Source organism: Vibrio cyclitrophicus (genome assembly GCF_024347435.1).
Classification (GTDB): Bacteria; Pseudomonadota; Gammaproteobacteria; order Enterobacterales; family Vibrionaceae; genus Vibrio; species Vibrio cyclitrophicus.
In genome coordinates, this window is sequence record NZ_AP025480.1 from 1,238,829 (window position 1) to 1,260,295 (window position 21,467).

Here is a 21,467-nt window from a genome sequence, read left to right on the forward strand (position 1 = left end):
AGTGGTGAAGACATTGTGATTGAGTGGAAGGGATAGTTCTTTGACATCATTTATTGACAACTTAGTGCCTCAGGCTGTAAAAAAATTAATACCTTATCAATCGGCAAGAAGAATTGGTGGTGACGGACGTGTTTGGTTAAATGCCAACGAGTTGGAAAGCGCTTTGTTTCAAAACGAGACTAGTTATAACCGTTATCCAGATTTTTTTCCGCAAGATATTGCCAAGGCTTACCAAGCTTATTGTGGAACTGATGCCGAGACCTTAGCCGTTCGAGGAGCAGATGAAGCGATTGATTTGCTGATCAGAACATTCTGCAAACCAGCGAGCGATAATATACTGATTTGCTCCCCAACGTACGCGATGTATGAATTTTGTGCCGACGCATTGGCGATTGAAACACTCGACTCCCCATTACAGGAAGATTTTAGCCTAGATGTCGCTGATATCGTCAAAAAAGCCGATCGAGCAAATATTGTTTTTCTGTGTTCACCAAATAACCCGACGGGTAACGTGATTCCTAAATCAGATTTGATTCAGGTGCTTGAGGGAACCGAAGGTAAATCTTTGGTGGTGGTGGATGAAGCGTATATTGAATTTGAACCTCAGACGTCGGCGGTGAGCCTTATTGAGCGTTATCCTCATCTAGTGGTGATTCGTACTTTGTCGAAAGCGTTTGGATTAGCAGCTGTTCGTTGTGGTTTTATTCTGGCGAGTAAAAATGTGATGCAGTATGTCGCTAAGCTTATTCCGCCTTACCCAATGCCTGATTGCTCTTCTCAAATTGTATTGGAGGCTTTATCTGCTGAACGAATCTTGGTGATGTCAGATGCAACTTCAAAGCTTGTGGAGTTACGTGACCGCTTTGCTGACGAGCTAACGCAGTTTGATTTCATAGAACATGTCTATCCATCATCGACCAACTTCATTTTATTACGCCAAAAACCAGGACATGAAGTGTTCAGTGTATTGGCGAAAGATGGCATTGTGACCAGGAACCAAAACCATGAACCTGCATTACGCAACTGTGTTCGGATCACTATTGGTAGCCCTGAGAGTATGACTGAAGTTATAGCGTCACTAGCAAGCTACCAAGCACAGTTACAACAGAAACAACAATCTCAAGAACCTCAATTTCAACTTGATAAAAATCATATCTAGGATGGCAATGATGAAAAAGATAATACTAGGAATCGCTTGTGCGGCCGCTTTACTTGGTACCACTGTACAGGCAAAAGAAATCCGTTTGGCGTCAGATTTTACGTATCCGCCATTCAATTATAAAAATAGCGAAGGCGTACCTGTTGGCTTTGATATTGAAATAGCTGACGCCTTGTGTGAACAGGCAAAATTAGAGTGTACTTGGGTTTCGCAAAGCTGGGATTCATTAATTCCTAGCTTATTAGCAAGAAAGTCAGATGTGATTATGGCGTCTATGCGCATTACCGAAGAACGTAAAAGCAAAATATTGTTTACGGATAAGTACTACCAAACACCCGCTGTGTTTGTTGCAGCCAAAAGTGCAAAGTTTGATATTGATAAGCAAGGTCTCGATGGTAAAACTATTGGAGTACAGCAAGGAACGATTCACGATCGTTACGTAACCGACAAGTTTGGGGATGTCGCAAACATCAAGCGTTATACTGGGCAAGATGAAGTTTATTTGGACCTGCAAAATGGTCGCTTAGATGTGACTTTTGGTAATTCAGATCAACTTTCACTGGCTTTCTTAGATAAGAAAGAAGGTGAGGGTTTTGAATTCAAGGGTAAAGCCGTAACGGATAAAGCCTATATCGGTGAGGGTACTGCGTTAGCACTTAGAAAGCAGGATTCGAAGCTAGCTAATCAATTCAATGTTGCGATTGAAGAGATCAGAGCTAACGGTACTTATGACAAAATTGCTGCCAAGTACTTCACGTTTGATATCTATGGCAGTGATTTATAGCCAAAGATCAGACAGCTTTTTTAGATCCAATATAATGAATGGGGTGGTTTCAGTTGATTGAAACCTTCTTCTCGAAAGCTTAATCCGAGGGCAAGTTGGCCCTCGGATTTTCTATTCTATCTATATGGTTAAGTATGGATAGTCAAATATGGCAAGACGTCTTCTGTTGCTCTGTTACGGAATGCTAACTCTGGCTCGAATAGTCAGTTTAAATCAGTACTTTTTCAGCTTAATCTTCAACTTATGTTCTATTTCAAGCTATTTCTAACTCACTTGTTTCTAGTTAGAGACCTTTCCAACTTATGCCATATCTCCAGGTAACCTGTACAAATTAAGTCTTAAAATAACACAAAGATATTGTGCTATTTGTAACTAAGGCTTTTTGTGTCTGCTTTAAAAATCAACGAAAATTACAAATTAGCGCTAAATTAGGTCGTTTTACGATCTAAATGACAGGGTGGTATAGCAAGTATGATTGATATCACAATCAAACCATCTCTCTGGTTGATTAATGAGCTTCAGACCACATTATTTTCACATCGTATTGTAATACAAAAATCATAAGGTAAGAATATTGTAATGAAACGTTACTGCTATGAGCGATATGCAATTGAACGTTAGATTTCAAGCTCAGCTATAACGTGCCATATACAAACTGTACCTCTTACAAAAATGGATTCTGGAGAAGAACATGAAAAAACACTTACTGACGATTACAGCGGCATCAATTCTTATGGCATTTGGCGTTCAAGCAAAAACGTTGACTTTAGGGCATGCAATGTCATTAGAAAGCGCGGCTCACCAAGGGATGGTGATCATGGCTGATAAGGTTAAAGAAAAATCGAATGGTGACCTTACGATTAAGATCTTCCCAAACGGTCAACTAGGCTCTGAACGTGACCAAGCTGAGCAAGTTGTTACCGGTGCGATTGATATGGCTAAAATCAACGGTGGATTAGCAGAATCTTTTGAACCAACTTTTAAAGTTAATGCACTGCCTTTCTTATTCCGTGATGTTCCACACATGAGAACGTTCATGCGAAGTGAAGCTGCACAAGAGATGTTGCTTTCAAGTGAAGGTAAAGGCTTCATTGGTCTTACATTCTATGATTCAGGTACACGTAGCTTCTACGCTAAAAAAGCAATTAACTCACCTGCCGATCTTGCTGGCATGAAAGTTCGAGTCCCTGGTTCTCCAACCATGATGGAAATGGTGAACCTATTAGGTGGTAAAGCGACACCTGTCCCTTTTAATGAGGTTTACACAGCACTTCAGCAAGGCGTAATTGATGGTGCTGAAAACAATATTTCTAGCTTAGTTGAAATGAAACACAGTGAAGTCGCTAAATTTTATTCTATGGATCAGCACATGATGACACCTGATGTGATCATTATTTCAGAATATAAATGGGGTTCATTAACTGCAGAAGAGCAGAAAATCTTAAAAGAAGCAGCAGCAGAGTCTCTTGAAGAGCAGATTAAAATCTGGGACGCAACAGATGACATGAACAAAGAGAAAGGAATGAAAGAAGGCGTAACGTTTGTTGAAGTTGATAAAGCCCCTTTCCGCGCTGCTGTTAAACCTATGATTGATGAAGCGAAAAAAGATCCAAAACTAGCTCCATTCATTGAAAAAATTGAAGCTCTTTAATCAGTATTAGTGAAAATATAATTTTGCCTTGGCTTTGCTAAGGCAAAATTTTTTGAGGTATCACACCATGTTAGCAACTTTCAGAAACCTACTTGATAGGTTGATTCTTTTTGTCTCTTCTTTTGCATTAATGTTACTTGTCGTTACAGTTACTTGGCAGGTTTTTAGTCGTTATGTTTTGAATGACCCAAGCAACTGGACTGATGAACTTGCTCGTTATGCGATGGTTTGGCTTGGCTTATTAGGAGCAAGTTATTTATTCGGTATCAAAGGACACTTAGCAATAACGTTATTGGATGGTTATCTTAAGGGTAAAGCACATATCGCATTACAAGTACTTATCAATGTGATCTCTGGTTCGTTTGTCTCTTTAGCCATGCTTCAAGGTGGCATCGCTTTAATGGGAAGAACCACGCAACAACTCTCTCCAGCATTACAATTACCGATGTCGACGGTTTATTCAATATTGCCGATTTCAGCCGTTATTATCCTCATCTATTTGGTCATGAATACGTTTGATCTTTTTTGTGAACCCAACAAAAAGTAAGTTTTAAAAGGACTCTATATTATGGATTTGTCCATTGGTGTTTGGCTGTTAGGCCTATTCTTATTCATGATCGCGATAAGCATGCCGATTGCGATTGCAATTGCCATGTCATCTTTAACGATCATGTATTTCATTTTGCCGTTTGAAGTCGCCAGTATTACTGCGGGTCAAAAAATTATTACCGGTATTGATAGTTTCAGTTTATTAGCAATCCCTTTCTTTATCCTCGCTGGCAATATAATGAATGTGGGTGGTATCGCTAGTCGGCTTATCAACCTTGCAAAGCTCTTGGTTGGTTGGATCCCTGGCTCACTTTTTCACGTTAACATCTTTGCAAATATGATGTTTGGCGCTGTTTCAGGATCCGCCGTTGCAGCAGCAGCAGCAGTGGGTAAAACCTTAGGCCCTGAATTAGAAAAAGATGGTTATGATAAAAATTTAGCAACAGCAGTAAACGTTGCATCCTGCCCAGCAGGATTATTGATACCGCCGAGTAATTCATTGATCGTATTTTCAGTGGTATCGGGCGGAACATCTGTCGCGGCTCTGTTTATCGCGGGTTATGTCCCAGGTATTTTAATGGGTTTGAGCTGTATGGTCGTAGCCTATTTCATTGCTAAAAAGAAAGGCTACAAAACAAGTGCGAATGACGGCTTCACAACGAAAGATGTGTTGAATATTGTTTGGCAAGCAACGCCAAGCTTAGGGCTTATTGTTGTTGTTATTGGCGGTATTATTGGTGGTATATTCACTGCAACAGAAGGGGCATGTATAGCGGTTCTTTACTCTTTTATTCTGTCGCTCTGTTACCGAACCCTCAAATGGGCGCATTTTCCGATAATCTGTAGAGAAACCGTTCAGGTCACGGGTATCATGCTGTTCTTGATTGGTGCTTCAACCATCATGTCATGGGCTATGGCTTTTACCGGTCTACCAACAATGATCAGTGATTGGATGCTCTCTATTTCAGATAATCCGATCATCATTTTTATCCTGATGAACTTGATTCTACTGATTGTGGGGATGTTTATGGATCTTACGCCTGCCGTATTGATCTTTACCCCTATCTTTATGCCGATTGCTGAACATTTAGGTATGCACCCAATTCACTTCGCGATGATGATTATCTTCAACTTATGTATTGGTATTGCAACGCCACCCGTTGGTACCGCGCTATTTGTAGGTTGTAGTGTCAGTGGATCCAAGATTGAGAATGTTATAAGAAGTATCATGCCGTTTTGTGCCGTATTGATCGTCACATTGCTGGCTATTACGTTCATTCCTGAAATTAGTTTAGCGTTGCCTCGCGCATTTGGTTTAATAAACTAATGGCAGATAATAAATAGTGACAGTTCTATACCGAAAGTTAACGAGTGATTTTCAGGGACTGCTAATTATTTAAAATTAAAAAACCGCCTTCGATGAAGGCGGTTTTATTTATTAAAAGACATCATTGTTAATTTGCTTAACTTACGATTAAGCCGATTGGCTTTTAATTAAGCTTGTTGCTTCTTTAGCTCAGCTTCTTGTACTTCGTCTTCGATCAGAGAGTCAACGATGACTGCACATGCTGCATCACCAGTGATGTTCAGAGCAGTACGGATCATGTCGAAGATACGGTCTAGAGCGAACAACAGAGGTAGACCTTCGATAGGGATACCAGCCGCTAGAAGAACCGCAACTACTAGGAAAGAAGGACCTGGAACACCGGCTTGACCAACTGCGCCTAACGTAGAGGTTACGATGATAGCAACGTAAGCACCCATAGACAGGTCGATGTTGAACAGCTGTGCGAAGAAGATAGCAACTAGGCCGTAGTAAATTGCGTTACCAGACATGTTGATCGTCGCACCTAGAGGAAGAACGAATGAAGCCGTTGAGTTACGAACGCCAAGTTCCTTCTCTACCGTTTCCATTGTTACTGGTAGTGTCGCCATTGAAGAGGCTGTTGATAGTGCAACCGCTTGAGGCTTCTTCATTGCAACGAGGAACTTCTTCGCAGAAGTCTTAGTGAAGATTTGAATCATCAGTGGGTAAGCCACAAAGCCGAAGATCAGAATCGCAGCGATGTACACGACGAAAAGTTTGAACACAACCATTAGTGCGCCAAAACCGAATGTACCAACTGCTTCTGCCATTAGGCCGAATACGCCAAGTGGTGCAATGATCATAACCTTGTTGATCATCCAAACCATAGCGTCAACAATCGCGTTTACGCCATTGATGATTGGGTCACGTTTCTCTTTTGCTTGTTTAGAAATCGCAATACCAAAGAACAAGCAGAAAACTAGGATTTGCAGAATGTTTGCTTCATTCAGTGATTGGAAAACGTTGGTAGGGATCATGCCAGTGATGGTTGCCCAGAACGTTGGAAGTTCGCCCTTCGCAGCGTATTCAGAAGAGAACATGCCTTCAACGCCAGTCACATCGATACCACGACCTGGTTCGAATATTTCACCCATAACAAGTGCTAGTGCTACAGCAAGTGCAGATGTTAGTGCAAAGTAACCCAGTGTAGTTACACCAACTTTACCTGCAGATGAGCTATTGCCTAAGCCAGCAGCGCCTGAAATTAGTGCAACTGCTACTAGAGGGATAACCAGCATCTTGATCAAATTGATGAAGATAGCACCCAGTGGAGCGAACATTGTTGCACTCTCACCCATCATCGCTCCGACTAGGGTACCGATGATCATTGCAATAACGACTTGAACGCCGATGTTGCTTAGTAAACTCTTTTCTTTTAACACTTCCATAACCTCTGTGCTACTAAATATAAAAATCCCAGAACTACCCACCAATGTACGATGTACCATTGGCGAATTATTTCGTGAAGAGTTTTACACGTATCCTTTACATTTATCAATATGAGCGGATGTGAAAGTCTATCAAAAAGCAGTAATCAAATGTCACCTGATGATTTTTTGCACTAAGGCAAACGATTGCTTTTTAATTTGCCATTATTTTTTATAAATAATAGTGATGTTTTGGTGAGGTGTTATAGATGTGCTACAGGTTTGTATGAAGTGTTGTTTTTAGCATAAATTTAACAATTTAGAGGGTTTGGACGTGTTCTCGGAGAAAAACTCCCACAGCGCAAATTATCGCACTAGTGGGAGTCTATTTATTATTTTTGCGTCGCAGCTTTCATTGGTGTAACAAATTCAGCTAATGCTTTTAGCATTTCTTCAGGTTGTTCTACGTTACTCTCAATGATTTTCACGACAGCTGAGCCAGAGATGGCACCGGCAGCGCCTGCTTCAATGGCTTCTTTTACTTGCTCTGGTGCCGAGATACCGAAACCAAGCAATGCTGGTGGTGCGTCGAACTTGTTCAAGCGGTCAAGCAGCGCCGTTACTGGCATGTTTGCCTTTGTTTCAGCACCAGTTACGCCTGAGCGAGAAAGTAGGTAAGTGTAACCACCACCTAACTCAGATACTGACTGAAGTGTTTCATCGCTTGCTGTTGGCGGAGCAATAAAGATTGGGTGAATACCAAACTTCTTCGCTGCAGCAACAAACTCTCCGCTTTCGTTGGTTGGTACATCAGCAATCAATACTGAATCGATACCTGCTTTTGCGCAGCGTTCGTAAAAATTTTCTATACCACGTGCGTAAACCAAGTTCGCGTACATCAGTAGGCCGATTGGTAGCTCTGGGTATTTAGCGCGAATTTGACTAATAAGATCAAAACACACATCTGGCGTTACTTTAGAATCTAAAGCACGAATGTTTGCGCCTTGGATTGTTGGGCCATCAGCAAGTGGATCTGAGAATGGAATACCAAGCTCAAGTGCATCAGCACCCGCTTCAACGAGTGTTTCCATGATCTTAAGAGACTGCTCAGGATTAGGATCGCCAACCGTTACGAATGGTACAAATGCGCCCTGATTCTTTTCAGCTAAGCGAGTGAAGAGTGATTGATAGCGATCCATTATAATGCTCCTTTCTCTTTAAGAATGTCGTGTACGGAGAAAATGTCTTTGTCACCACGACCAGATAGATTAACCACTAATAGCTGTTCTTTCTCTGGGTCGTCGTGAGCCATTTTAACAGCATGAGCCACAGCATGAGATGACTCTAGCGCTGCGATAATACCTTCTTTACGTGCAATCAATTGGAACGCTTCTAGCGCTTCGTCATCGGTCACGTTGTCGTATTCAGCACGGCCAATGGCATTTAGGTGCGCGTGTTGAGGACCAACTGATGGGAAATCTAGACCCGCAGAAACAGAGTAAGACTCTTCTACTTGGCCGTTCTCATCTTGCATCAATGGTGCTTTCATACCAAAGAAGATACCCGTTTTACCGTGCTTAAGTGGCGCGCCGTGTTGGTCGGTATCAATACCTTTACCTGCAGGCTCAACACCGATTAGGCGAACAGACTCTTCTTCAATGAAATCAGCGAACATGCCGATAGCGTTTGAACCACCGCCGACACAAGCGATAACGGCATCAGGAAGGCGACCTTCACGAGCTAGAATTTGGTTCTTCGTTTCTTCACCGATCATGCGTTGGAAATCACGAACAATCGTTGGGAATGGGTGCGGGCCAGCCGCAGTACCCAGCAGGTAGTGAGCGTCTTCATAAGTTGCTGACCAGTCACGTAGCGCTTCGTTACATGCATCTTTTAGCGTTGAAGAACCAGAATGAACAGGGATAACCTCTGCGCCCATCAGCTTCATACGGAATACGTTCGGGCTCTGACGTTCAACGTCTTTTGCACCCATGTAAACGCGACACTTAAGGCCTAACAGAGCACGCGCTAGAGCTGTTGCAACGCCGTGTTGGCCTGCGCCTGTTTCAGCAATGATTTCTTGCTTACCCATACGTTTTGCTAGCAATGCTTGGCCAAGAACTTGGTTTGTCTTGTGAGCACCGCCGTGAAGTAGATCTTCACGCTTTAGGTACAGTTTAGTTTTTGTACCTTTAGTCAGGTTACGCGTTAGCGTTAGTGCCGTTGGACGACCTGCGTACTCTTGCAGAAGCGTCATGAATTCACTGCGGAACTCAGGATCGGCTTGTGCATCGATAAATGCTTGTTCTAGTTGGTCTAGTGCTGGCACTAGGATCTGCGGTACGTATTGACCACCGTATTCACCGAAGTAGGCATCGAGTTTAGCCATTGTGTTATTCCTTCAATTCTATTGATGTGTATTCACACCAAGACATTTAATCTTGTTTGAGCTTCGCTAAAGCAAAGCTCACAAATATGTTTTTAGTTTCTGCTTTCTAATTCCTAGAGCCGAGCTTGGACTAGTAATTACGAATCGCTGCAAAGGCGTGTTGCAGTTTGTCTGCGTCTTTTTTACCCGGAGCGGATTCAACGCCAGAGTTGAGGTCTAATCCTAAACAGCCCAACTTAGCCGCTTGGTTAGCGTTTTCTGGGTTTAGGCCACCCGCTAACATGATTGCGCTTTGGTTGTTGATTAGGCTCCAATCGAACGCTTGACCAGTACCACCCGTTTGAGAACCCACTTTAGTATCTAGCAGGTGACGAGTCACATTGCTTTGAAGTAATTCTGGTAGCACACTTTCAGCGCCGTTTTCAGTACTGCAAGCAACACCGTAAGCTTTCCAAATTTCAACATTTTCAGGTAGAGATTGTTTTAACTCATCGACAAACGCTTGAGATTCATCACCGTGCAGTTGCACCGCAAACAGACCGAGTTCAGAAACTGTGTTAGCAACGTCAGCAACACTATGATTTTGGAACACACCCACGTAGTTCAAAGGTGCGCCGCTCATGGTTAAACGAGCTGCCTCGATATCCACATGACGCTTAGACGCTTCAACGAAAATCAAACCACCGAATACTGCACCTGCTTGATACGCTTTCGCGGCATCGTCAGAGTGAGTTAAACCACACACTTTGTTTTCACCGAGCGTCACTTTACGCACTGCAAGTTCAAGGTTCTTTTCAGCCATGAGAGAGCTGCCGATTAGGAAGCCGTCTGCAAATGTTGAAAGGTCACGCACTTGTTTGTGTGTGTAGATGCCAGACTCTGAAATCACGACTGCGTTTGGAGCCAGTTCGCGAATCAGCGGAGCCAACTCTTTGGTACGATTCAAATCAGTCGAAAGGTCACGTAGGTTACGGTTATTAATACCGATCACCTTTGCTTTTAAAGCGACAGCGCGGTGAAGCTCTTCTTCGTTGCTGACTTCGGTAAGTACACCCATGTTGAGTGAGTGAGCGACTTCAGCCAGTGCTTGGTACTCTTCGTCATCTAATACCGATAGCATTAGCAAAATTGCGTCAGCTGAGTAGTGACGAGCTAGGTAAACTTGGTAGGTATCAACCATGAAGTCTTTACACAGGATTGGCTGCTTAGCAATGCTACGAACCTTTGGTAAAAACTCAAAGTCACCTTGGAAGTATTTCTCGTCTGTCAGTACTGAAATTGCGTTTGCGTGGTTGTTGTACACCGATGCAATGTAATCCAAGTCAAACTCGTCACGGATTAGCCCTTTTGACGGAGATGCTTTTTTACATTCAGTGATGAAAACTGTTTGTTCGCCGCTCAGTGCATCATAAAAGCTGCGGTCTGTTAGGGTTAGTGACGCCTTAAACTCGTCTAATGGTTGAGTCTGCTTACGCGCTTCAACCCATTGGTATTTATCACGAACGATTTTTGCTAATACTTCCGCCATTTCAGCTTCTTTGACTGAAACGTGGGTCGACAGTTTATCGGTAGTCTGTGTCATGTTCTTTGTCTCAACTCCGTCGTTCATTAGGCATGTGCAGCAAGCTTTTGTACAAGCTCGTATGCTTTGCCAGAGTTCATTGCGTCAATCGCTTGCTGTGCATTGGCTTTTAGATCTTCGTAACCGAATAGGCGCATCAGCAAAGCAACGTTCACGGCTACTGCGCCAACTTGGGCTTCAGTGCCTTTACCCGTCAGGATATCTGTTGTGATAGCTTTGTTCTCTTCTGGCTCGCCGCCCTTAATCGCTTCAAGAGGGTGAGTGTTCAAACCAAAATCTGCCGGAGTCACGGTGTATTCGTGAATTGTGCCATCTTTAATTTCAGCAACGATCGTTTCGCCGTGAATTGCTACTTCATCAAGGCCGCTACCGTGAACAACCGCTGCACGTTTCATACCCATTTGCAGCATGGTTTCCGCGATAGGGCGTACAAGCTCTTTGCTGTAAACACCCATAAGCTCGATGTTAGGGCGAGCAGGGTTAATTAGTGGGCCAAGAATGTTGAAGATCGTGCGTGTTTTCATAGTTTGGCGAACAGGCATCGCGTGACGCACGCCACCGTGGTATTGCGGAGCGAATAGGAATGCTACGCCAAGCTCGTCGACTGCAGTACGAGTGTCTTCAGCTGTCATCGCTAGGTTGATGCCGAACGAGTCTAGTAGGTCAGAGGAGCCTGACTTGCTCGATACACTGCGGTTACCGTGCTTCGCGATTTTTAAACCACACGCTGCTGCTACAAATGCAGAGGTTGTAGAAATGTTGATGGTGTCATGACCATCGCCACCTGTACCTACGATGTCTGCAAAATCGTAATCAGGGCGTGGAAACGGGTTTGCATTGGCAAGCAGTGCTTTTGCCGCGCCAGCGATTTCGTCTGGCGTCTCGCCTTTGATTTTCAATGCAGTCAGCGCTGAAGCCATCAAGATTGGGTCTAGTTCGCCCTTGATGATCACATCAAACAGTTGTTGGCTTTCTTCTTGAGTAAGAGACTGTTGTTCGTAAAGTTTATTAATCTGTTCCATGATCGTTTCCTAGTTAGTCTTTTTATCAAGAGTAGAGCTTTTCTCTAGATGAAGAGGTTTCTCAAGAGCCCATTCGATAGCGTTCGCTAGAAGCGTTGTACCGTAGGTCGTCATTATCGACTCTGGGTGGAATTGGAATCCACAAACTTTGTCTTTTTCTTGAACCACAGACATTACCAAATCATCGACTTCAGCTGTCACCGTTAGGCTATCAGATACATGCGTTGCTACTAAAGAGTGGTAGCGAGCGATAGCCAGTGGCGAAGGTAAGCCTTGGTAAGTCGCATGGTTTTGGTGTTCCATCATCGACACCTTACCATGAATTATTTCGCCAGCGCCTGCAACGGTGCCGCCGTAGGCTTCAACAATCGCTTGGTGGCCTAAGCAAATGCCAATCATTGGCACTTTGCCTTTTAGCAGCTGAATCAGCTCAGGCATGCAGCCCGCATCAGCCGGAGCGCCAGGGCCAGGTGAAAGCAGTGCAACAGGGTTGTCTAGTTCGTTGATCGCCGCTTCAACTACTTTTGCAGGAATGTTGTTACGGTAAATTTTCACACTGTGACCTAATGAACGAAACTGGTCTACAAGGTTGTAAGTGAACGAGTCGAAGTTATCGATGAATACAATATCAGCCATGATTACGACTCCTTCTTACTTGTTAGGTTTTTAGTATGAGCTGCTTGAATCGCAGATATGACCGCTTGAGCTTTGCCGCGAGTTTCATCCGCTTCTGCTTGTGGGTCAGAGTCGAACACCACGCCCGCGCCTGCTTGTACTTGTGCCATGCCATCTTCAACGTAAGCAGAGCGAATTACGATACAAGTATCTAAAGTACCTTCGCCGGTTAGGTAACCGACTGCACCGCCGTAGCTACCACGGCGCGTTTTTTCTACGTCACGAATAAGCTGCATTGCACGGATTTTTGGTGCGCCCGTTAGCGTACCCATGTTCATACAAGCTTGGTAAGCGTGTAGGGCATCTAAATCTTCACGTAGCTGACCTACAACACGAGAAACCAAGTGCATCACATGGCTGTAGCGGTCAACTTTTAGCAAGTCTGCTACGTGGCGAGTGCCTGCTTCAGCAATACGAGCCACATCGTTACGCGCTAGGTCTACTAGCATCATGTGTTCTGCGTTTTCTTTCTTGTCGGTGCGCAGTTCAAGCTCAATACGGCTGTCTAGATCGAAATCGATTTGGCCATTCGGGCGCTTACCGCGGCGACGAGTACCGGCAATTGGGTAAATCTCGATTTGATTAGTTTCTGTTTCGTATTTCAGAGCACTTTCAGGAGAAGCACCAAACAGAGTAAACAGCTCGTCTTGCATGTAGAACATGTAAGGGCTTGGGTTACTTTGCTTGAGTTCTTTGTAAGCAGCCAGTGGAGCAGGGCAAGGCAGTGTGAAGCGGCGTGAAGGTACCACTTGGAATACGTCACCTTTTACTACGTATTCTTTTAAGTCACGAACCGTTTGGCAGAAGTCTTTATCTGAAACGCTTGGTACCGCTTCAACGTTGTTGAGCGGTGTTACTTCTGTGATGGCTTTCAGTGATTGACACTGAGTTTGAATTTCGGCTAAGCGCTCAGTTAGCCGTACTTTGATGCTGTCATCTTGAGCGAACAAGCTCGCATGAAGTAGGCCTTCGTTCTCTTGATGGTCGAAACGCAATAGTGTTTCAGCTACGTAGAAGACAAAGTCAGGACAATTGTTGGTTGCTTCAGCATCACCTAGCGGTTCAAAGTTCGCCACGATGTCATAAGCGAATAAGCCCGCCATGAATAGTGCGTGTTTGTTATCTGCGTCTTGCTCAAAGCTGTGCTGCACTAAACGTAGAGCATCGAATGAAGAGGCTTCTCTTAAACGTGAGTCTTCATCTACTTCGTTGCTTGGCTCGATAAAAGTCAGCGTCAAAACGTTATCAGTCAGGTCAGATTTAATTTCTGCTTTCACATTTTGAGTTAGGTGTTCGATAAGCGCTTGACCGTTTTCAGTCAATGCTTGAAAGGTTACTTCATGTCCGCGACATACGATGCGAACAGCAGAGTCGATAAGGAGTAGGCTTGTCAGGTTCTGTTTAGATTCAATCTCAGCAGATTCCAACAACAGACTGTCTGTTTTGTTTTCACACAAAGTATGAAAAACGCTGGTTGGATCTTGCGAGTAAGGAACTGAAGAATTGATGACCTCAATGGTTCCCAGCTTTTTGATTTCAATGGCCTTGTTCACAAGACCTCCTTTATGATTCTTTAAATTTCCTGTCGTACATAGTCGCATAAAGATACTGTTCACCCAATCTAGAATATGGTCAATTCGTTGATTTGTTAGTCAGTTGAATGTGAGATGTTCGACAAATTAAAAAGCCCGCTATGAAAGCGGGCTTAGTGATAACTTTTTTATAAACAAACTGTTTAACTAGAAGTACACGTTAGCCCACCAAGAACTTGTCCAAGTGCGCCACCAATTAAGCTCTGAACTTGCTTCTACTGAAGAAAGTTCTAAAACTTTATCTTTATGGTTTTGGTTAAATTCTTGTAACATAGTGAACCTATCAAATGTGATACTTCGTATTTGTGTACTAGTTAACTAGTTTTGTGCTTGCAGGTCAAGTGCGTTGACACAAATATAACGATAAAAATTGAAAACAATGAAAAAGAATATATGAGAATTGATCTACATAGTCATACAACAGCCTCAGATGGCCGACTTACTCCACCTGAACTGATTGACCGAGCGCTAGGCTTTAACATCGAAGCGTTAGCGATTACAGATCATGATACGACTGATGGGCTTGCAGAAGCACGCAGCTATATTGCTGATAACAATCTTCCTATTCAGTTGATTAACGGCATCGAGATCTCAACCGTTTGGCAAAACAAAGATATCCATATTGTTGGGTTAAACGTCGATCCTGAATCACCAGAATTGAAAGCGTTAATTGAACAACAGAAGCAACACCGTGTCGGACGTGCAGAGATGATTGCTCAGCGCCTTGAGAAAGCGACCCGAGAAGGGGTTCTCGATGAGGTTAAGTTGATTGCTGGTGATGCGCCGATTACTCGCGCTCACTTTGCTAAGTGGCTAGTTGATAACGGTTATGCGAAAACCATGCAGCAGGTATTTAAAAAGTTTCTAACTCGCAATAACCCAGGCTACGTGCCGCCAACTTGGTGCTCTATGAGCGATGCTGTCACGGCAATTCATGCAGCCGGCGGACAGGCTGTATTAGCACACCCTGCGCGATATGGCCTTACAGCAAAGTGGGTTAAGCGTTTGTTAGCCGCATTTGTTGAAGCAAAAGGTGACGCTATGGAAGTGGCTCAACCTCAACAAGCACAACAAGAAAGACGCACACTTGCGGATTATGCTATACAATACAAACTATTAGCCTCCCAAGGCAGCGACTTCCATTATCCATCCCCGTGGATGGAACTTGGACGTAATCTCTGGCTACCTTCTGGGGTCGAAGAAGTATGGAAAGATTGGGAGTTTCAAACGGTTCCACCATCTGATACCGATGACAGTATTTAGGTGAACCAGCTCCTTCTGATGATAGAGTCGAGAGATTCGATAACGAGGATCAACAATGAGCCAGTTTTTTTATGTACATCCAGATAACCCACAAGCACGCTTAATTACCCAGGCGGTTGCGATTATTCGCAATGGCGGTGTGGTGGTTTATCCAACAGATTCCGGCTATGCGCTGGGCTGTCAGCTTGAAAATAAACAAGCACTTGAACGTATCTGTAAGATCCGTCGAATCGATGACAAACACAATTTCACGTTGTTATGCCGTGATCTTTCTGAATTGTCTCTGTACGCACGAGTAGATAACGTCGCATTCCGCCTGCTTAAGGCGCATACGCCCGGTGCTTACACGTTTATTTTTAAAGCAACCAAAGAAGTGCCAAAGCGTCTGATGAACGCCAAGCGTAAAACGATTGGGATTCGTGTCCCAGACAACAAGATTGCACTCGACTTGTTGGAAGCGATGGGCGAGCCATTGATGTCGACGTCACTGATTCTTCCGGGGAACGAGACAACTGAATCGGACCCTGAAGAAATTCGTGACAGCCTAGAGCATGCGGTTGATGTCATTTTGAATGGCGGTTACTTAGGTGAGCAACCAACCACAGTTATTGACTTCAGCGACGATGACGCCGTTGTTTTACGTCGTGGTGCCGGCGATCCAGCACCGTTTGAATAATAGCGTTACTGATTAACAGTCTGTAACGAAACAGCAAACTTGCTTGAGTAAATAACAAGTGCTTTTTGGCAGGTTATTTGCGATAATACGCGACCGCGATTTGGTCGCGAAAAAATTCATTCGACGTCTGTGAAGACGACAATTAGGTAGAAAAGAGTAAATGAGCGAAAAATTACAGAAGGTTTTAGCGCGAGCTGGTCACGGTTCTCGTCGTGAACTAGAAGGTTTAATCAAATCTGGTCGTGTAAGTGTTAACGGTCAAGTTGCGAAACTGGGCGAGCGTCTTGAAGACGAGAACTCAGTGATTCGTATCGATGGTCACACTATTACTGGTAAAGCTTCTGAAGAAGTAGTTTGTCGTGTGCTGGCTTACTACAAGCCAGAAGGTGGGCTGTGTACTCGTCACGATCCTGAAGGTCGCCGTACTGTTTTCGATCGTCTACCTAAGATCCGTGGTTCTCGTTGGATTTCAGTTGGTCGTCTTGATGCAAACACATCGGGTCTTTTGCTTTTCACTACTGATGGTGAACTTGCAAACCGCCTAATGCACCCAAGCCGTCAGGTTGAACGTGAATACCTAGTACGTGTATTTGGTGAAGTGAACGAGCAGAAGGTTAAGAACCTTGTGCGCGGCGTTGAACTAGAAGATGGCATGGCTCGTTTCGAAGATGTGGTTTACGCTGGTGGTGAAGGTATGAACCATACTTTCTACGTAGCGATTAACGAAGGTCGTAACCGCGAGGTTCGTCGTCTTTGGGAATCACAAGAAACGACAGTAAGCCGTCTAAAACGTGTACGTTACGGTGATATCTACCTTGATAAGAAACTGCCTCGCGGCGGTTGGAAAGAGCTAGACCTTGAAGAAGTTAACTACCTACGTCAGTTGGTTGAGCTAAATCCAGAGAAAGAAACATTGTTGGATCTTGATCCTTCAAATACTTCTCGTAAGCGTGAGCGTTCTCGTAGCCAAAAAATTCGTCGTGCTGTTAAGCGTCACGAAGAGCGTGCAAATGCACCAAAAGGCCGTAGTAACCAGACTAAGCGTAAGAAGCCTGCAACTCGCGGTACTACAACTCCAGAATCAGGTCGTAGCACTCCAACAGCAAGCAAAGGCAAGCCTCAGACTAACAAGAGCAAGCCTAAATTGAACAATGGACGTCCGGCTAAACCAGCTAAGCCAAGAACACGTCAGTAATTACTTCAGTTTTTAAGCTTAAAGCTTTATTAGTTGAAAATGCTGAATACTAAAAAACCTGCTCATTGAGCTAACACTGATCATTTAAGCATTTTCCTGATCAGTTGAACGATCCTGCAGATGGTTGACAATACCCTTAAGCACTTCTGTTTAAGGGTATTTTTTATGCTGTCACACTGGTTAATCGATGTTGACGATTTTGCTAATCCAGAATCTCTTTCTTTGTTCCAAAAAGACCTTCCGCTAGATTGGATAAACCAAGCTTTATCTGAAACGAACAAAGCGAGTATGCGTCGTAGAAAGTTACCTGCCGAACTTGTTGTATGGTTAGTCGTTGGTATTGGTCTCTATCGAGATAGACCGATTACCGATGTACTCGATAAACTCGACCTCAAATTGTCTAACTCATTGGGTGAGTCTATTGCACCTAGTGCGATTCCCCAGGCGAGAAAGCGCCTCACCGCTAAACCTTTAGAGTCATTATTCTCAATCACAGCAAAGCACTGGACACAGTCGGAAGATGCGGGTGATAAATGGAATGGTTTGAGCCTATTTTCAATTGATGGCACACAGTTTAGAACGCACGATAACCCAAGCTTAGCTGAGCATTATCAATATGTTTACTACCGAAAAGACAGGCACACTGAATATCCAATCGTTCGAATGTGCGCACTCACATCCCTACGGAGTCGACTTATTCATGATGTGGCTTTTGGGGAAAGTTCTAAAGGTGAAATTAGCTATGCAAAAGATTTAATTTCATCAGCTGTCCCGAATTCATTGACCATTTTTGACCGTTGCTACCTGAGCGCAGAGCTTATGCTTAACTGGCAACGAGAGCATGGGACAAGTCACTGGATGACGCCCATAAAGTCGAATGTGAAGTATGAAACCATCGAGCAACTCGATGATGATGGGCGAGATCTGATTGTAGAGATGAAAGTCTCTCCACAAGCTAGAAAGCAAGACCCGAGCCTCCCGGAAACGTGGAAAGCGAGGCTGGCTCTATACCCCGATGATGGTGAACAACAACCCAATCATATACAAGGGCTGCTGACTTCTCTAACAGATAGAAAATACAGTTTAAAATCATTATTAGACGTGTACTTCGAAAGGTGGGAAATCGAGAAGAGTTATGGCGAGATTAAGCATGACATGCTTGAAGATGAAATTCTGCTCCGCAGTCAATCTGTAGAGGGTGTAAAGCAAGAGGTATGGGGTATCCTTATCGCGTATAACTTAATCCGTCTGGAGATTAGCCGAATAGCAAAAGAGGCAGAAGTCTCACCACTTAGGATAAGCTTTACGATGGCACTTCGAGATATTCAAGATGAGCTAATGTGGTGTGCTATCGCTTCTCCAGGTTCTATTCCCAAAAAGCTGCGAGCTATGAGAGAGCGAGTGAAACGTTATATTTTGCCCGAAAAACAAAAACGGCCCAAAGGTAGGACCGTTCGTTTTAGTAAGACTCGCTACACTGTGCGATCTAAACACCTTAAATGATAGGTGTTGGCTCATTGAGCAGGTTTTTTTACGTCTAGAAGAAATAAAAGATGCGGGATGCGAGTAATCGAGTAGAGAAAAGCGCAGAAGTAATCGACAGCAATTGTGCTTTGCGCCTTGCGCTTTTCTTGCGTGAAGCTACAAATCTCTTCGTATCTCGTTCTATTTACTTGTGATTCGAGAAGTTATCGCCTTTCGCCAATCGGTCGTAGAGCACAACATTCACAGAGGCCGCTAGATTCATGCAGCCGTTAGTTGGAACGTAAATCGTGTCACGACAGAAATCGGTGATCTCTTTCTTTAGCGTGCCGTCTTCTGGACCAAAAATGTAAAACGCGCGTGGTGGGTGCTTGTAATCAGGCAGAGGCTTAGCACCTTCAATCAGATCAACAGCAACAGGCACGCAGCCTACTGGAATAATATCTTTTAGCTCTTCAACACCAATTAAAGGCAACGCTAGGTGCTTTTCTTTGGTATCTGTGTGGAATTTTCGCGCATGGTCGTAACGTGTGCCGGTGTAAAACACAGAGTTGGCGCCGTAGCAGCCAGCCGCTCGCATAACTGAGCCTACGTTTTCAGGTGTCTTTGGGTTAACTAGGCCAATGCAGGCGTAGCCTTTTGATTGTGTGTCTGTTTTTGCTTTGGTCATAATCAGTGAATCTAAAGTTGATGATGAAAGTGAGTAATCACGATGGGAGATAGCGTGATAAAAATAGCCGAGCAATCGGCTCGGCTAACTTTTAACTCGCTTACATGAATACTTGTTTACTCATGCAGATGAGCGTCGACAGTGGTATTAGTCGCGTTTCCACAGCATGTGACAGAACTTATGTTCTGGGTCACGGCTGATTAGCATGCGAGCAAATACATCGTCTAGAACGTCATCAGCTTCATTCACAAGACCAATGTGCACTTCAGCGTAGATTTCTTTGTCGACTTCAAAGCCAACATGTTCAACCCAATCATCGCCAGTTTCAACAAGTTCTGCAGCGCCACGATCTTCAAACTGCGCTGTGAATAGAATCACGTCTGCAGGTTCAAGATTGTCAGGTGCCATCTCTAGAAAGATGTCATATGCAGTATCAATTGCATCGTCGTAAGACATAAGGTCGTTAGCTTCGGTCATAATAAGTATCTTAGCTTGCGCGGTTCATGTATTTACGTTCAGCGGTGTTCACTACAACTTTGTCGCCAGTCGCGATGTATTCAGGAACTTGAACAGTAAGGCCGGTAGATAAACGAGCTGGTTTAGTACGAGCTGAAGCAGACGCGCCTTTGATTGAAGGGTCAGTTTCTTCGATCACTAGTTCAACTGAAGAAGGAAGCTCAAGAGTAGCTGCGTTACCATCGATAAGAATAGCGTACATACCTTGCGTTTCTTCATTGATGAACAGCAGTTCGTCTTCGATCATTTCACCGTTGAAGATGAATTGTGTGTAATCTTCGTTATCCATGAAGATGTACTCGTTGCCATCAACGTAAGAGAACATCACTGCACGCTTAGTCACGTCGATAGTTTCAACGATTTCGTCAGCCTTGTGACGAACTTCTGTTTTAACGCCAGTTGCTACATCGTGACCTCGGAAGCGGTAAATCTTTTGACCACCACGGCCACCTGGTGTTGTTACTTCGATATCTTTTACGAGTATTGTTTTACCATCAACATTGATCGCAAAACCTTTTTTAATCTCACTTGCTCTAGGCATTTTGTGTTTGTCCTTATTGGGTCTATCCGGTGATTATATCTCGTAGACGCTATAAATAGGAATAGCTTGAATCATAAAGTCACCTAAGCGATCATAGAGAGACAGTTAAATCATTATTTTATTTACCGAAACGACCTATGCAGCTACCTGTTATTGACCCAACACAGCCTTTTCAACCTGAATTCCAACCTGTGGTTAACGATCTGATTACCTTTCTAAAAGGTGGGTTAGGTTCTAATCTACACAGTGTCTATATTTATGGCAGTGTAGCGCGTAAGCAAGCCGTCGTCGGTCGGTCGAACCTTGATGTTGTTGTGGTTACTCATCGTCCTTTCCCAGACCAACGAACCACGTTGTTAAACACCATTAAGTGGCGTTTTCAAAAGAGCTTCCCTCAGGTCACACAAGTGGCGATCAAAACCACCTTGGTGAGCGAGATCGTTGATTTCGACAACATATTCACATGGGGCTTTATGCTGAAACATTTAGCTGTGTGCGTGCATGGTGAAGACTTATCGGATTGTTATGGTGATTTTGAAACAAGTTGGGAAATCGCTAAGCACTGGAATATGGATGCGGAAAACTGGTTAGCGGTGTATCGCAATAAGATCGCCCGAGCAACAACGCCAGAACAACAAGTGGCCGCGCAAGTGGTCATTGCTAAAAAGCTACTGCGAGCGAGTTATTCTTTGGTGATGTATCGTGACAAATATTGGTTCGATGACCCAATAGAGTGTGGTCAACAGTTCTTGAAGTATCACCCAGATAAAGACGTCGAAATCCACAGGTTAGGCATTTTACTTTCTGGTAAACCGATTCCTAAACGTTCGGTAATAGGGATTCTTGATGGTTTTGGGGAATGGCTGGTTAAGCAATATCAAAAAACTGAGTTTCGTATCGGATAGAGATTAGTAACCTCCCAATGAATACTAAAAAGCAGAGTGGGCTGAGTAACACAGCACTTCTCTGCTTTTTTGCTTCAATGACC

Annotated in this window: 21 protein-coding genes and 1 other annotated feature; of the genes, 10 read left to right on the top strand and 11 right to left on the bottom strand. The window is 43.8% G+C overall.

The window, feature by feature from the left end; translation table 11 throughout:
* The first annotated feature begins 40 nt into the window (after positions 1-40).
* The 5 genes from hisC (at position 41) to OCW38_RS05705 (ending at position 5,470) form a co-directional block, all read left to right on the top strand.
* Positions 41-1,159: a histidinol-phosphate transaminase gene (gene hisC / locus OCW38_RS05685; protein WP_016783865.1), complete on the top strand. Its 1,119-nt coding sequence runs from the start codon at positions 41-43 to the stop codon at positions 1,157-1,159.
* Positions 1,160-1,169: 10 nt separating this feature from the next.
* Complete coding sequence (locus OCW38_RS05690; RefSeq protein WP_010438016.1) at positions 1,170-1,943, top strand: ABC transporter substrate-binding protein; 774 nt, start codon at positions 1,170-1,172, stop codon at positions 1,941-1,943.
* 691 nt (positions 1,944-2,634) lie between these two features.
* Entirely contained in the window at positions 2,635-3,594 is a 960-nt protein-coding gene (locus tag OCW38_RS05695; RefSeq protein ID WP_010438019.1) for a TRAP transporter substrate-binding protein, read from the top strand.
* A gap of 67 nt (positions 3,595-3,661) precedes the next feature.
* On the top strand, positions 3,662-4,141 hold the full coding sequence (locus OCW38_RS05700) for a TRAP transporter small permease (protein ID WP_010438022.1): 480 nt from the start codon (positions 3,662-3,664) through the stop codon (positions 4,139-4,141).
* A 21-nt stretch (positions 4,142-4,162) separates the two neighbouring features.
* The gene (locus OCW38_RS05705; RefSeq protein WP_010438025.1) at positions 4,163-5,470 is read left to right on the top strand and encodes a TRAP transporter large permease; all 1,308 of its coding nucleotides are present in this window, start codon (positions 4,163-4,165) and stop codon (positions 5,468-5,470) included.
* 167 nt (positions 5,471-5,637) lie between these two features.
* On the opposite strand, the gene OCW38_RS05710 is transcribed toward OCW38_RS05705, so the two are convergent.
* The 8 genes from OCW38_RS05710 to OCW38_RS05745 form a co-directional block, all read right to left on the bottom strand.
* Positions 5,638-6,957: a dicarboxylate/amino acid:cation symporter gene (locus OCW38_RS05710; protein ID WP_371956731.1), complete on the bottom strand. Its 1,320-nt coding sequence runs from the start codon at positions 6,955-6,957 to the stop codon at positions 5,638-5,640.
* A gap of 311 nt (positions 6,958-7,268) precedes the next feature.
* A complete protein-coding gene (trpA, locus tag OCW38_RS05715) occupies positions 7,269-8,075 on the bottom strand; it encodes a tryptophan synthase subunit alpha (protein WP_261895371.1) in 807 nt (268 codons plus the stop codon).
* The gene (gene trpB, locus OCW38_RS05720; RefSeq protein ID WP_261895373.1) at positions 8,075-9,265 is read right to left on the bottom strand and encodes a tryptophan synthase subunit beta; all 1,191 of its coding nucleotides are present in this window, start codon (positions 9,263-9,265) and stop codon (positions 8,075-8,077) included. Before trpB ends, trpA begins: the two co-directional genes overlap by 1 nt.
* 130 nt (positions 9,266-9,395) lie before the next feature.
* Positions 9,396-10,847: a bifunctional indole-3-glycerol-phosphate synthase TrpC/phosphoribosylanthranilate isomerase TrpF gene (gene trpCF, locus OCW38_RS05725; protein ID WP_261895375.1), complete on the bottom strand. Its 1,452-nt coding sequence runs from the start codon at positions 10,845-10,847 to the stop codon at positions 9,396-9,398.
* Positions 10,848-10,873: 26 nt separating this feature from the next.
* Positions 10,874-11,869, bottom strand: coding sequence for an anthranilate phosphoribosyltransferase (trpD, locus tag OCW38_RS05730; RefSeq protein WP_010438038.1), 996 nt, complete (start codon positions 11,867-11,869; stop codon positions 10,874-10,876).
* A gap of 9 nt (positions 11,870-11,878) precedes the next feature.
* Positions 11,879-12,505: an aminodeoxychorismate/anthranilate synthase component II gene (locus OCW38_RS05735; RefSeq protein WP_261895378.1), complete on the bottom strand. Its 627-nt coding sequence runs from the start codon at positions 12,503-12,505 to the stop codon at positions 11,879-11,881.
* 2 nt (positions 12,506-12,507) lie between these two features.
* Complete coding sequence (locus OCW38_RS05740; protein WP_261895380.1) at positions 12,508-14,097, bottom strand: anthranilate synthase component 1; 1,590 nt, start codon at positions 14,095-14,097, stop codon at positions 12,508-12,510.
* Between the two features lie 125 nt (positions 14,098-14,222).
* Positions 14,223-14,337 (bottom strand) — a sequence feature (Trp leader region).
* Entirely contained in the window at positions 14,284-14,409 is a 126-nt protein-coding gene (locus tag OCW38_RS05745; protein ID WP_009848753.1) for a trp operon leader peptide, read from the bottom strand. It overlaps the preceding feature by 54 nt.
* Positions 14,410-14,529: 120 nt before the next feature.
* On the opposite strand from OCW38_RS05745, the gene rnm reads away from it, so the two are divergent.
* The 4 genes from rnm (at position 14,530) to OCW38_RS05765 (ending at position 18,773) form a co-directional block, all read left to right on the top strand.
* Positions 14,530-15,399, top strand: coding sequence for an RNase RNM (gene rnm, locus OCW38_RS05750; protein ID WP_016768369.1), 870 nt, complete (start codon positions 14,530-14,532; stop codon positions 15,397-15,399).
* A 55-nt stretch (positions 15,400-15,454) separates the two neighbouring features.
* Positions 15,455-16,075 (top strand): L-threonylcarbamoyladenylate synthase, encoded by a 621-nt coding sequence (locus tag OCW38_RS05755; RefSeq protein ID WP_009848751.1) that lies wholly within the window; start codon positions 15,455-15,457, stop codon positions 16,073-16,075.
* A gap of 160 nt (positions 16,076-16,235) precedes the next feature.
* Positions 16,236-17,270 carry a 23S rRNA pseudouridine(2605) synthase RluB gene (rluB, locus tag OCW38_RS05760; protein WP_261895383.1) on the top strand — a complete coding sequence of 345 codons (1,035 nt, stop codon included), beginning with the start codon at positions 16,236-16,238 and terminating at the stop codon, positions 17,268-17,270.
* A gap of 165 nt (positions 17,271-17,435) precedes the next feature.
* A complete protein-coding gene (locus OCW38_RS05765; protein WP_261893540.1) occupies positions 17,436-18,773 on the top strand; it encodes an IS4 family transposase in 1,338 nt (445 codons plus the stop codon).
* A gap of 166 nt (positions 18,774-18,939) precedes the next feature.
* Here OCW38_RS05765 and OCW38_RS05770 read toward each other — a convergent pair whose 3' ends face one another.
* The 3 genes from OCW38_RS05770 to efpL all read right to left on the bottom strand — a co-directional run bounded on the left by OCW38_RS05770 (position 18,940) and on the right by efpL (position 20,479).
* Positions 18,940-19,422: an RNA methyltransferase gene (locus OCW38_RS05770; protein WP_010438051.1), complete on the bottom strand. Its 483-nt coding sequence runs from the start codon at positions 19,420-19,422 to the stop codon at positions 18,940-18,942.
* Positions 19,423-19,569: 147 nt separating this feature from the next.
* Positions 19,570-19,899: an HI1450 family dsDNA-mimic protein gene (locus tag OCW38_RS05775; RefSeq protein ID WP_261895386.1), complete on the bottom strand. Its 330-nt coding sequence runs from the start codon at positions 19,897-19,899 to the stop codon at positions 19,570-19,572.
* A 10-nt stretch (positions 19,900-19,909) separates the two neighbouring features.
* Positions 19,910-20,479, bottom strand: coding sequence for an elongation factor P-like protein EfpL (efpL, locus tag OCW38_RS05780; RefSeq protein WP_010438058.1), 570 nt, complete (start codon positions 20,477-20,479; stop codon positions 19,910-19,912).
* Between the two features lie 137 nt (positions 20,480-20,616).
* Here efpL and OCW38_RS05785 point away from each other — a divergent pair, with 137 nt between their 5' ends.
* Entirely contained in the window at positions 20,617-21,384 is a 768-nt protein-coding gene (locus tag OCW38_RS05785; RefSeq protein WP_016768367.1) for a nucleotidyltransferase family protein, read from the top strand.
* The last annotated feature ends 83 nt before the right edge of the window (positions 21,385-21,467 follow it).